We start from the raw sequence: 12,781 nt of genomic DNA, 5'->3' as shown, positions 1-12,781 counted from the left end.
AAGTAGTGCCGCCTAGGGTGAGAGTCTGTTAATAATCCATTTTTCTTCTTGGCGTTGATAAACAAAACGATCGTGTAAGCGATGTGGCCTGCCTTGCCAAAATTCAAATAAATTCGGTTTTAAGAGGTATCCACCCCAATGTGGAGGTCTGCTCAGTGATTTATTTTTTGATTCTTCTTTCAGCTGTTGGTAGCGAGAGAGAAGAATCTCTTTATTGGCTAAGATTTCGCTTTGTTGTGAAGCCAGCGCAGCACATTGAGAAGATTTGGAGCGCTTGGCAAAATATTGATCTGAATGTTTCTCATCTAATTTTTCAACATTGCCTTCGATTCTAATTTGTCTTGCCGATTTTGCCCACCAAAATACCAGTGCAGATTGTTTAGTTTCTTCTAGCGCAGCTGCTTTACGACTCAAATAATTTGAAAAAAATACAAAGCCATTTTTATCAAAATACTTTAAAAGCATCATCCGTGCAGAAACTTGATATTGCTTGTTTACCGTTGCGAGGGTCATTGCGTTGGGTTCAATTTCTTGGTTTTGAATCGCATGAAGTAACCATGATTCAAATTGTGCAAAAGGCTCCTCTAAAAGATGAGGCACATCTAGAGGCGGGTAATTATATTCATTGCCAAAATCATTTAAATTTGTCATGTATTATTCACCATTTAATTGCCAATTGTAGTCGATATCAGCGAGAATGGTTTGGTCTTTATCAATAGGATAATATTGGTTGATGTAAGCTGCTATATTGCCTGTGGATTGAAAATCTTCTTTGAACCATTTAAAAATCTTTGAGACATGGTATTGATTATTTTTCTTCTGCACGCCTTTGTAAGAATCTTTTAAAAATAAACGAGTTTGTTCGTTTAGTTGTTGTTCTAGTTTTTCTGCAGTATAAGCTTCTAGTCTTAGATTAGCAGCACTAATGGTTGCACAATTGACTGCAAAATGAATACGCGGCTCATTCATTTTGCGCAGGATAATATTTTGCAAGTAGTGTAAAGATACTGTTTGATTATCAATCGTTCCTACTTTTTTGTGCCATACTGCCGTAAAGAATCCCCCTGCATTTTTGATGCTTTTTAAAGGCCATTTATCAACGACCATTTTCATTGCAAGAATATTATAGGCATTAATATAAAAGCTTAATTTTTCTTTTTGATTGGAGAGTTCTGCTGTGGGGTAGCTTTCAATGAGTTTCACTGCTTCTAAAAACAGAGGATCTTCTTTCATTTTACTATAGTTGACCCAGTGGATGGTTCCGCCTTCCATGGGTTTTACGCTTACATATTTTTGCAAGAGTTGCTCATAAGTTTCCCAATTGGGTTCTTTGCTATAGGCGGAAAATGAAAGCATTAAAGAGAAGCAGAGGAAGCTAATGTGTGATATAAGTTTACAGTTCATAAGGTCTTCTAAGTAATAAAACAAACAATTTTAAAAATATTATATTACTTAGTGTATAAAATTTAGGGCTTAGGATTCAAAGATATTCTTAATAGTTAAATAACTAGATATGATTAAACGAGTATAGGGGCTTGAAACATTATATTATGTCCCCATTATAAACATCATAAGAGGCGTGATATGGCGCTGTTCCATTTGTAGCTTCAATAAAACAAAAAGGTTGATGATGACAAAACATAAAACAGTTGAACTAGAACGAGAAGAAGTGTTTGAAGATAATCAAATTCGCGTCAAGTTAGACAAATTAAAAAAGCAAAGCGTGATGGTTGAGCCAGAGTTTGTGCAGGCAAGTTCTGGGCAAAGCATCTTACACAAACTTATCTTATTAGCCTTGCCGAGTCCCTCACAGCAGATCCATTAAGCCTAAATATCAAGCCTTTGGTCGGTGTTGTTTTGATGTAAGAAAAACATTGTGTTAGTTTTCGAACCAATACTTCATAGAGCAATAAGGTTTTGGTTAACATGGCATGGTATTCAGGCATTACAAACGCATTCACTACTGTAGCAGATACAGTAAAACGCACCGTTTCTAATCTTTTAAGCACGCCTGTATATTCACTGAAGGTGGGGCATGTTCTAGTGTTAGCAGGCACTGCCACTGTAGCTTATTATCTTCCTGGTCTTTATCAGCAAGTAAAAGATTCTTATTTTCCGGAGCCACTACCTGTTGTAGAACCACCTTCTTTTATAGATCAAGCATTTGATTATGGTGTAGATCAGTTAAAAGAAACGGCAGAAGGTTTATACAAAACCTACAATAAAATATGGTACGTTAATATTCTTTCTACATTAACAGTCGTAATGGCTGCTTTGAAAAATACAGTATGGAATCTGATCGATGGGACACGTTTGGCCGATGGTCTGCAATATATTGCTTCTCTTAATCCTTTTCAATTTAAAAAGGGTGCAAAAGCGTTAAAACAAGAACAAAATTTAAAATTAGCAGAAGCCTTGAATTCAATTGCTGAGTTGAGCGATGGCTCTTCTGTATATGTTGTCATGCGCGATCTAGATTCTATGGGGCATGCAAAACCCTTAGTGATTGTTTATCCTAAAGAACAAGCGAGACAATTATTTGAACCAATTGCTAAATTAGAGGTAGATTCATCCTTGTCAGAAGAAAGCGAACAACAACAGCAGGTTGTTGCATCTTCTAATTTTGCGGAAACTACTTCTACTCATATAGAGAAACCAGCCAACTTTTAAGATACAAAATTGAGTATATAGTCGATCTTCAAAACTCGATGATCGACTACTCTACCTGGATCTTCTTTCTTAAATAAGCTAATCAACAGCACTTAATGATTCCACTTTGTTGCTATCTCCTATAGTATTCGGCATCACCTACAGCAATTAAGAGGGGCGCAATATGCGATCATTAACAAGTTTAGAATTAGATAAAGTATCAGGTGGAGAGTATAGTGTTTCAATGGAATGCTTAATTTCTATCAATGGTTTTTGGGCATTTATGTTGCTTGCACCAGAATTTGGGATTGAAAGCGAAGCTTATAAGCAAATCGGCACCGATCTGTTGGCAGAATGCCAGATGAGTTGTGGCAGTGAAGTTTATGCTTACATTCCACTTGGTTTCGTTACAATAACGGATGCGCTGACTGCTGCTACTTCAAACGTGTCTCTTTAATCACAAAAAGTTTCTTGACAAACTATTTGTTACCGATGGGCGCATGAATTCATCATAATTTTCACAAAGCTATTAAAAGACCACAGCAATTGTTAAGATTACTGTGGTATCTTTTATCATATAAGCGCTCATGACGTCGTCAAATAACACTATGTTTCGTTTCATTGCTTTGCTAACACCTATGGTATTACTCATGGGCTTGGCATTGGATTTGTATATTCCTTCCCAGCAAATCATGATGCGTGCGCTTGATTTAAATTTTCCACAAATTCAATGGACAATGACCATCTATATGTACTGTTTCGGCTTGGGACAGTTGATAGTGGGGCCTATTACCGATCGTTTTGGGCGTCGTATTCCTTTGTTTGTAAGCATATTATTCTATATTGCTGGCTCTGTATTAACAGCAAGTGTTGATCAATATTTGCATATCTTGATTGGCAGAAGTCTGGAGGCATTGGGTGCATGCGGTGCGATGGTTATTGCATTGGCTTTGGTACGAGATAAATATGAAGGTAATAATGCAATAAAAGCATTTACCTATTTGCGTAGCATGAGTACGTTAGCGCCGATTATTGCACCCAGCTTGGGGGTGTTTTTAGCCTTGCATTATGGGTGGCGTGCAGATTTTTATTTTCTCGCTTTTTTAGGTATGCTTGCTTTAATGTGTGGTTTTGGAATTGAATATCCACCTCATACAATCGCTGTTAGCAAGCCTAGCAATTTTCTGAAAACTTATTGGCATATCCTCAAAAATGTCAGCTTTAGGCGTTATGCTGTTTGTGCGGCAATGGTACAAACTGTCATGTTCAGTTATTTTTCAATATCGCCGGTTATTTATTTGCAGCATTTGCAATTATCTGAAACCTATTTTGCAATATTGTTTAGTGTGAATGCCAGCGCTTTTTTGTTAGCTGCTTTTATTTTTGCTTCTCTTATCGCAAAATTAGGGGTTAAAAAAAGTGTTTCTATTGGTGCGTTATTATATGTCAGTGCAGGTATTTTAGTGTGGATAATGCAACACTATCTTGGTATGTGTATTGAAACATTGCTTATTCCTGGCATGATCGCAAGTGCTGGTTGCGCTTTTGCATTAGGGCCTTCGTGTACAGGTGCTTTAAAACCTTTTAAAGAACAAAGTGGTAAAGCCGCAGCACTTTTAGGGTGCATAGAGTTTATGTTGGGAGGCATGTTGGGGGCATGTGTTGTTTATATACCGCCAACAAATGTTTTGCCTTTTGCGCTTAGTTTAATTGCTGCTGGTAGTATTATTTTTCTCAATCTTGCTTTAGAACAGTCAAAAAATTAAAGCTTGTATATGCAGGTAGTAATCATTAAACACTGCTTAGAAATTGAGTAAACGTGAGAATCGACTCGGTATATTTTTGATAGATATCAATCAATTAAAAATATATATAGTTAACAAACTTTGTTAAATGCTACAATATAATCATCACTCGATTGATTGATTATAGTATGCCAAAACACACACAAGCGTCCTCTGGCCCTTCATTTAAAAAGACAAATCTTTTACTTGCTTCTGCATGGGATAATATCGCTGAGCGTAAAATCATTGATGGTTTAAAAGATTTGGCTGCTGTTGGTGGTAATGCCATTGCAAGTACCGCAATGGGTGTGACCAATTTTATCAAAAATAAAATGAACACAAATAATATGACGGCAGCGCAGAAAATTCTTCCCTTTACTTTAATAGCAATTTCTGTTCCTGTCACTGTTGCTGCAATGGTTGTTACTGTTGCCGGTCTTTCTACCATTGCACCTCCTTTTATGCTTGCAGCTTCGGTTGCTGCCGTAGTCAGATCTACGGGAATTTTATTAGTAGATAAAAAATCATTAGATAATTTAAACAAACAATTAATTACGCAAGACAAATTATTTAAAAGAATAGATAAATCAAAAAAATTATCAGATGAGCAAAAGCATGTTGTAAGAAATTATATTGATTTGCCAGAAAAAATTTATTATCAACTCTATGCATTAAGACAACATGTTATTGAAAATCCTGATTTGAGTACAGAGCAAAAAAATAAGCTTATTAGAACGGTGAATGAACAAATTGAAAATTTTCATAAAGGAGAGATTTCAGCTATTGATTTCACAGCAATAAACGCAGAATTAAAGCTTTCAGAAAAAGCTTCACCAGAAATACAAAAAAGAATAAGTAATATCAATGCGGATCTATCGCATTATAAACAAGCAAAAGACGAATACCCGAAACTACCCATTTCTTCTGATCTAAAAAGCAAGGTTAAGCATTTTAAAGCCACTCATGAACATATTTACGCTCAAGATCTCTCACCTAATACTAAACAGAAGATGCTAGCATTGATAGAGAAACCGAAGATGAGTCGTGATGATCTTAAAGAGGTCTATGCTCAAATGGCCAATCACTTTGTTAATACGCATTCTGAGACTCAACGCGCTGCGCTAGATAAAACACTGATTGATTATATTAAAGACTCAAACCCCAATATAGATGCCAAACAAGCACAAGCCTTGGCTCAGCATTTGTCCTTGCCCAGAGAAATATTTTATGAGGTGAAAAAAATACATGATAATTTGCTGCCTGAAAAGCAGGAGGCTTTTCGAAGAGAAGTGATGGATAACATCAAAAAAAATCCAGAGAGTCTAAATGAACTTGTACCGACGGGAATCCTTGCATTTATGAGAGAAAATCAAATCAATAGTGCAGATTTTAAAGAAAGTTTTGACAAAATTTCGATGCTTGGAGAAAAAGTTAAACAGCTTGGCATTGTTGTAACTGATGCTAAAGCATCCGATCAAAAAGAAGAACAACAAAGCGCCTTTCTTGCCCAGCACCGAGTGATCCCCAAAGTAGAATTGCCGACAGAAGCAGTGACCTTATTGAACCAACATCGTAATGCAGCTTTGATTGATTACATTCAAACCGGTGGTATTAATGTGGAATCGCCTAATGTATCCAATACTAAATTTATGCAACCACGCACAATGATGGACGGGAAAGCCGGTAAGTATCTATATGAAAAAGTAGGAAAGCATGTTGAGGCGCATATTAAAGATAAAATCACAAGTCCTTTTGAAAATATGGCGGTGAAAGCAAAAACAAAGTTAATGGAAAAATATTACGGCAAAGAAAAGGCCGTTGAGATTATGGCAACTAAAAAGAGTAAATCACAAGCGCGCGCAGAATTTCGAGATCAATTTAGTGATGCCCACACATTTTTACGAAAAGCAGAAGAGCGTAATTTTCTAAAAAAAGCAGTTCCAAGAGATCTATTGAATGTTGGTTTAAGTGCTATAAATGTTTTGGTAACAGGTGTATCGACGATTGTCTTGCCTGTGGCCTTCTCACCTGGTGCGCCTGCTGCAGTGGGGGTTGGTATAGGCTTAGGTGTGGTTAGTGCGGGGCTTACCACAGCCGCTGTGACAAATTCTGCTGTATTGATGGCACAGCATGAGCGCTCTATGGATAAAACCCACAGCGCCAATGAAAAAGCAGTCCGTGTGACGACACCGGACATGCGTAAAGAAGTCAGACTCAATGAGCAGCTTCATAAAATACAAGATAAGAAAGATCAAAAAAGGCATGCCAAAGAGGAAAAGAAACAAGAGAAAGCGCAAGAAAAGCAGGCTAAGGCGTTAAAAGATTTAGAGAAGACAGAACAAAGGCAAGGACAGGCAGAAGAGAAAAAACAACCATCTGCTGAAACTTCTACTGTAGAAGTGGCAGGGCAAACACATAGAGCACCTTTAATTTTTCATGATCTACGTGCAACACATAGACCTGTGATTGAAGAGCTTAAGACGGCACATAAAGATGAGACGCGTAGAGTAAAGCCAGGTAGTCGTTAAAGATATATGATGCCCGCTCGGCGGGCATCCAGTTCAGTAGCGCAATCTATTTTTTCAATGCAGACATCAATGCATCAGCGAGCGCTGATTGCTGTTGAGGTGCCTTGGATTTATTCGATTGATTATTATATTTTTGCTTCGAACCGTTTGATTGAAACGTATTATGTGTGTTTTGGCTGCTTGCTTGTTTTCCACCTTCTGTAGATTTTGTTTTCATGGTTAATTGAATGCGTTTGCGTTGCAAATCAACTTCCAATACTTTCACTTTGACAATTTGACCTGCTTTGACCACTTGATTGGGATCGGTAACGTATTGATCAGACAGTTCAGAAATATGCACTAGACCGTCTTGGTGAACACCAATATCCACAAAAGCACCAAATTTGGTCACATTCGTAACAACGCCTTCTAATGCCATATTGGGCTTTAGATCGTTTAAGGTTTCAACACCTTCTTTAAATTGAGCGGTGGTAAATTCAGGTCTTGGATCTCTACCAGGCTTAACAAGCTCTACAAAAATATCTTTAATGGTTGGCACACCAAAGCCATCGTCGACAAAGTCTTGCGCTGCAAGTTTCTGCACGACAGCGGCATTACCCATTAAACTTTGAATAGGCAGCCCTGTCTTTTTTATAATTTTTTCAACAATAGGATAGGCTTCTGGATGCACCGCAGATGCATCGAGTGGATCTGTACCGTTGATAATGCGTAAGAATCCGATCGCTTGTTCATAGGTTTTTTCGCCTAAACGGCTGACCTTTTTGATTTCAGCACGGTTTTTGAAGGGACCATTGGCCTCTCTGTATTTGACAATATTTTGCGCTACCGTTTCATTCAGCCCTGCAATACTTTTTAGTAGGGGGACAGAAGCGGTGTTCACATCCGCACCAACTGAGTTTACGCAGTCTTCAACCACATTGTTTAGAACGCGTCCTAATTTGATTTGATTCACATCATGCTGATATTGGCCTACGCCGATAGATTTTGGATCAATTTTCACAAGTTCAGCAAGCGGATCTTGTAAACGTCTAGCAATAGAAACTGCACCTCTATAGCTTACATCTAAATCTGGAAATTCATTGGCAGCTAATTCTGAAGCTGAATAAACAGAAGCACCGGCTTCAGAAATAATAATTTTGGTTAAATTTAAAGCAGGGTGTTGCTTCATTAAATCTAAAACCAATCGATCGGTTTCGCGTGATGCGGTACCGTTACCAATGCTAACTAATTCAATTTTAAAGGTTTCACAGAGTTTTGCCAAAATTTGAATGGACTCGTCCCATTGATTTCTGGGTGCATGTGGATAAATAGCTGTATGGAATAATAATTTTCCAAAAGCATCCACCACGACGACTTTAACACCTGTTCGAAGACCTGGATCAAGACCTAATACAACTTTATGGCCACCTGGGGATGCCATGAGCAGATTTGATAAATTATCCTTGAATACTTGAATAGCGTCTTCTTCTGCTGCTTCTCTTAATCTTAAGATCAAATCGACATCAATTTTTAATTTAATTTTAATCTTAATAGACCACTCGACCACTTCTTGTAACCAAGCATCACTTGGGCGATTTCGCATGGCGATTGAGAAGCACTCGTTAATTAAACCTTTGATGTAATTGTAATCATCTTCTGTAAGCTCTAAAGATATTCTCAAGAAATTTTCTTTTTGGCCACGTAATAGAGCTAAGGCACGATGAGAAGGGATTTTTCGGATTGGCTCTTGGAAATCGAAATAATCTTGAAACTTCAGTGCTTCATGCTTTTTATCTTCAGCAACCACACTCTTTAAGGTACTTTGTGCCCATATGTATTCACGGATCTGGGTAATCAGATCTGCATGCTCAGAGAAACGCTCTGTTAAAATATGCTTTGCACCTAAGAGTGCATCTTCTATGCTGTTTATGCTGTGTTCTGTATTTAAGTATTTTTCTGCTTCTTGCTTTGGTTCTAATTCTGGTGTTGTGAGTAGCGCATCTGCCAATGGTTCTAAGCCGGCTTCAATTGCGATCTGTGCTTTGGTGCGGCGCTTAGGCTTGTAGGGTAAATATAAATCTTCTAATCGCGCTTTATTATCTGCTTCCATAATGGCTGCTGATAATTCAGGTGTGAGTTTACCTTGAGATTCGATACTGCTGAGAATGGTTTTTCGTCTGTCTTCCAGTTCGGTTAGATAATTAAGTCTTTCTTCAAGTGTTCGTAATTGGGTGTCGGTTAAGCTACCTGTGACTTCTTTTCGATAGCGGGCGATGAACGGTACAGTGATACCTTCTTGTAATAAATTGACAGTAGCTTCTACTTGCCAAAGTTGTGCACCAAGTTCCTGAGCAATCGTTTGATTGATATCCATACGAAACAAAACCTTATATCGATTATTAACTAAAAAATAACGTGAGTCTTATCACTCACAATCATCATGTACCTGACGAGAGAATCTTTTCTCATTAAGACTCTGTAAGACTTAGCCATAAGGCTGAAAATATACTACTGAAGGTAAGAAATAGTAATCAATTTACTTCCAAAAATCGATACAAAATACGAGATAAAGATAAGTTACTAATAAAATACCATTTTTCTAACTAACTAGGAGGTAAAAGATTTTTCTATTTTAACTATTTGAAATAATTATCTTTTTTCTCAAATATGGGCGTTTAGTTGCTATCTTTATCTAAGCTGTTATTATTTTTAGCGCTTATTGGATATATAAGCATTGCACGGAGATTGAATTAATTATAACGATAAGGATACGGATTATGTTGGAACAATTAAATGGGCTTTTAAATACGACAGCCATAGAAGAGGGCGTTGAAGCTGGATTAGAATATGCAGACTCATTTGGCCCTTGGGGTAGAACAGCTGCAGTAGGGATTACGCTTGGTGTCACAGCAGCAACAACTTTGTTGATGATGAATCAATGTCGTGCCCGTTCAGCTTCTAAAGATCTGAGCAAGAAGAGTGAGAGCCCAAAGTTAGAATCCACAACTCAAACCTTAGTGCTCAGTGATGATGTAAAGCCTCTTGACGATACCGCTGGAAAGGTTCTGCCTTCAGCTTCTTCTTCTTTGTCAGATTCAGACTCAGAATCTGATCATGAGAGTGATAAATCAAATCGTTCGCGCTCAAGAAGTCGCAGTTCTAGTCCCAGAAAATAACAGCCTCAGGAAATAACTGTAGGTAGTTCTTCCTATTTTGGAAGCTGAGCTATTCCTACAAATTTCTACTAGGCTGTCATCCCAGAATTTTGCGAAGCAAAATATCTGGGATCCACCCTTCGCTGGCATGACACATTATCTGATTTTTTCAATATAAAAATTTTGTGGGGATCACTGATTTGGGATAGGGAATGCCCATTAATCAAATGTCTTTTAGATAGCAGCTATTTTTTAATACAGGGCGCTTAAAAATAGCTCTGTAATCAATAAAGGTAATCCCCCCATCCAAAATACTGAACGTCTAGCCCAAAGTATGGGGGCTTGATTCTCTGCACCAAAGCGAACTGCCTCTTGATAGAGAGGATTTTGTGCCTTTACAGCGGCATATTCAAATGCACTTCTGACGACATTTTCTTTATTGTGTAATAAACGAAGACCAATAAATTGATTCCCCAAAGAAGCAAAGTTTTCTGCATATTGCTGATAGGTTTTCTCTGGAATCACGGTTCTTGCAAAGATGACAGGTGTATCATTGCCGATGAGAAAAACAGAACGCACATAATACCGCTCTTGAACGGGGGTTAGCTTTAACAATGCTGCTTGTTCTGTCGCTAAAATGACTTCTGCCCCTTCTGATAGTCGCTCTAAGCTTAGCTTTGTATAAACCTTGCTAAGCTCAGCGCTGAGTATTTGAGGGCCTGTCAACCAATCCATAAGCCTTTGTGGAGGGAGGGGAGCAAGCCGCAAAGCGTCTTTATGCCAGATCACTTAAAATTATACCCTTGTAATGCTTGGTATTGAGCTGATTTAGCATTTCTTAGAAGATGTTCAGGTATTCGCTGCATGAGTGCTACTTGCTGAATGACAATCGTTGTATTTGCAAATTGCTCGGCAACAATATTACATAATTGTAATTTCTGTGGGGGCGTCAATGTCCGAGGGGCTTGAATTCTACCAATGGTAATATGCGCATCAAAACGATCGTGTTCTTTAAATTGATATTTGTTTTGCAAGGTGACTTGTAATTGTTGCTTCATTTTTTTAAAAAGCCCCAAGAATGTTTGATAAGGTTCCATTCTTAAGACAATGGCATTACCAAAAATACGCACATCTTTGATTGTTGCCAGAAATTTGCTGGTTTGATTTAAAAAGAGAAAACTTTGGGCAATTGCACGGAGATCAATGTCTTGAACACCGGATAAGTAGCCTAAAGTGATATGCAAATCAGTTAGATGGCTCCAATCAATCTTTAATTGTGAGGAGCGTTTAGCTTCACACTGAAGAATTTTTTGGCTCAGTAACTGACGATTGTCGGGATTAGGGACAGCCGCGAAAAATATATTTACGTTCAATTTGAAATACCACGCTTTATTTAGAGCTTATGTTGGGATCATGAGTGCCTGCTAAGAGAGGCACAAAACTTACGAATTCTAAGTGAGATGACGTGATCTTGTCATCTTGTTTTTCAAACAAACGAAGCTCTTGAGCACCTTTTTGAGACGCTAAGGGAATGACTAAGACACCGCCTTTGGGAGAGAGTTGGGCCAATAAGCTGATTGGTACCTCAGGTGCGCAAGCAGTTACTAAAATTCCGTCATAAGGGGCATGTTCTTGCCATCCTATAAAGCCATCACCATAGGCTGTCTGTACATTTCTAATATTCAGTGCTTTTAATCGTTCTGTTGCGCTTTTATGAAGCGGTAGAATGCGTTCGATACTAAACACTGTAGGAAATAGATAGGCCAAAATAGCACTTTGGTAGCCAGAACCTGTGCCAATTTCCAATATTTTTTGTGGGTTATTATGCCGAAAGAGCGCTTCTGTCATTAAGGCAACAATATAAGGTTGTGAGATAGTTTGCTGGCAATCAATCGGCAAAGCTATGTTCTTGAATGCTCTGTGGCTATCCTTAGAATGTATAAATCGATTCCTAGGCACATTTTGGATAGCTTCTAGCACTTTAGGATTGTGTATACCTGCTTTTTTTAATTCAGCTATCAATTCTTTAGTTTGGTTCATAAATGGAATATGATAAGAGCAAGCAAAGTAATAAAGTATAAAGGTAACATGATGACAGAAAAGCAGATAGACACACGTTTTATGCAAAAAAGCTATTCCATCAAAATATTAATACAAAAATACAAAGAGGATATTAAAGCTTTACGTAGCCAGGTAACCTCTCCCGCAGAAGAATCAAAATTGCAGTACTATTATCAAGCAGCAGATACGATAGGTCGTAGCTCGCTCAAGGATAAAATACAGTTTGCAGTGACCTTTGGTAGAGGCACAAGTGGTATGGTGCCACAGATCCGAGAAGCTTTTCCTATGTTGCTTGGTAATAGAGTGACTCAGCCATCTCCCATTGATTTAGCTTATGCCAAATTATTATTGGTTTACGTTGTGGCTTTCAATAACTATAAAGGAAACCTATCAGATTGGATGCTGCGCTTTGTTATCAGTAGCCGCTTTTCACCAATGCGACAATTTGTGCAAGATCAAATAGATTCTGTGGTTATGCAAACCAAAGAAAAAGTAAATTATTATCAGACTTTGTTCTGAAATTATTATTCTAAGCTCGCTTTCTACGGAACAGAAATGGTTCACCACTGAATGGGTGGGAATTTATCTTTTTTTTCTAAGTACGGCAAAATAAATTTGAGATAGA

Annotated in this window: 13 protein-coding genes; 7 read left to right on the top strand and 6 right to left on the bottom strand. The window is 37.9% G+C overall.

Going from position 1 to position 12,781, the window contains the following annotated elements:
* Positions 1-12: 12 nt before the first annotated feature.
* A complete protein-coding gene (gene pdxH, locus CC99x_RS07135; RefSeq protein ID WP_057624777.1) occupies positions 13-651 on the bottom strand; it encodes a pyridoxamine 5'-phosphate oxidase in 639 nt (212 codons plus the stop codon).
* Positions 652-654: 3 nt separating this feature from the next.
* Entirely contained in the window at positions 655-1,356 is a 702-nt protein-coding gene (locus CC99x_RS07130; RefSeq protein ID WP_057624776.1) for a DUF547 domain-containing protein, read from the bottom strand.
* A gap of 274 nt (positions 1,357-1,630) precedes the next feature.
* Here CC99x_RS07130 and CC99x_RS07125 point away from each other — a divergent pair, with 274 nt between their 5' ends.
* The 5 genes from CC99x_RS07125 to CC99x_RS07105 all read left to right on the top strand — a co-directional run bounded on the left by CC99x_RS07125 (position 1,631) and on the right by CC99x_RS07105 (position 6,961).
* Positions 1,631-1,825 (top strand): hypothetical protein, encoded by a 195-nt coding sequence (locus CC99x_RS07125; RefSeq protein ID WP_057624775.1) that lies wholly within the window; start codon positions 1,631-1,633, stop codon positions 1,823-1,825.
* Between the two features lie 101 nt (positions 1,826-1,926).
* Complete coding sequence (locus CC99x_RS07120; protein ID WP_057624774.1) at positions 1,927-2,670, top strand: hypothetical protein; 744 nt, start codon at positions 1,927-1,929, stop codon at positions 2,668-2,670.
* Between the two features lie 163 nt (positions 2,671-2,833).
* On the top strand, positions 2,834-3,106 hold the full coding sequence (locus CC99x_RS07115) for a hypothetical protein (protein ID WP_057624773.1): 273 nt from the start codon (positions 2,834-2,836) through the stop codon (positions 3,104-3,106).
* Between the two features lie 130 nt (positions 3,107-3,236).
* Positions 3,237-4,415, top strand: a complete 1,179-nt coding sequence (locus CC99x_RS07110) for a multidrug effflux MFS transporter (RefSeq protein WP_083477360.1) — start codon at positions 3,237-3,239, stop codon at positions 4,413-4,415.
* Between the two features lie 167 nt (positions 4,416-4,582).
* Positions 4,583-6,961 carry a hypothetical protein gene (locus CC99x_RS07105; protein WP_057624771.1) on the top strand — a complete coding sequence of 793 codons (2,379 nt, stop codon included), beginning with the start codon at positions 4,583-4,585 and terminating at the stop codon, positions 6,959-6,961.
* Positions 6,962-7,007: 46 nt separating this feature from the next.
* Here CC99x_RS07105 and CC99x_RS07100 read toward each other — a convergent pair whose 3' ends face one another.
* Positions 7,008-9,314, bottom strand: coding sequence for a Tex family protein (locus CC99x_RS07100; protein ID WP_057624770.1), 2,307 nt, complete (start codon positions 9,312-9,314; stop codon positions 7,008-7,010).
* A 403-nt stretch (positions 9,315-9,717) separates the two neighbouring features.
* On the opposite strand from CC99x_RS07100, the gene CC99x_RS07095 reads away from it, so the two are divergent.
* A complete protein-coding gene (locus CC99x_RS07095; protein ID WP_057624769.1) occupies positions 9,718-10,116 on the top strand; it encodes a hypothetical protein in 399 nt (132 codons plus the stop codon).
* Positions 10,117-10,347: 231 nt separating this feature from the next.
* On the opposite strand, the gene CC99x_RS07090 is transcribed toward CC99x_RS07095, so the two are convergent.
* From CC99x_RS07090 to CC99x_RS07080, 3 genes are read right to left on the bottom strand one after another with little or no spacing between them, the layout of a single operon-like run.
* Entirely contained in the window at positions 10,348-10,884 is a 537-nt protein-coding gene (locus CC99x_RS07090) for a chorismate lyase (protein ID WP_057624768.1), read from the bottom strand.
* The gene (locus tag CC99x_RS07085; protein ID WP_057624767.1) at positions 10,881-11,468 is read right to left on the bottom strand and encodes a 2'-5' RNA ligase family protein; all 588 of its coding nucleotides are present in this window, start codon (positions 11,466-11,468) and stop codon (positions 10,881-10,883) included. Before CC99x_RS07085 ends, CC99x_RS07090 begins: the two co-directional genes overlap by 4 nt.
* Before the next feature lie 16 nt (positions 11,469-11,484).
* Complete coding sequence (locus CC99x_RS07080) at positions 11,485-12,135, bottom strand: protein-L-isoaspartate(D-aspartate) O-methyltransferase (RefSeq protein WP_057624766.1); 651 nt, start codon at positions 12,133-12,135, stop codon at positions 11,485-11,487.
* 51 nt (positions 12,136-12,186) lie between these two features.
* Here CC99x_RS07080 and CC99x_RS07075 point away from each other — a divergent pair, with 51 nt between their 5' ends.
* On the top strand, positions 12,187-12,675 hold the full coding sequence (locus tag CC99x_RS07075) for a hypothetical protein (protein WP_057624765.1): 489 nt from the start codon (positions 12,187-12,189) through the stop codon (positions 12,673-12,675).
* The last annotated feature ends 106 nt before the right edge of the window (positions 12,676-12,781 follow it).

Origin of the sequence: Candidatus Berkiella cookevillensis, assembly GCF_001431315.2 — a bacterium.
GTDB classification, from domain to species: domain Bacteria; phylum Pseudomonadota; class Gammaproteobacteria; order Berkiellales; family Berkiellaceae; genus Berkiella_A; species Berkiella_A cookevillensis.
Note: the sequence above shows the minus strand (reverse complement) of the source record. Positions and strands in the feature narration are given on the sequence as shown.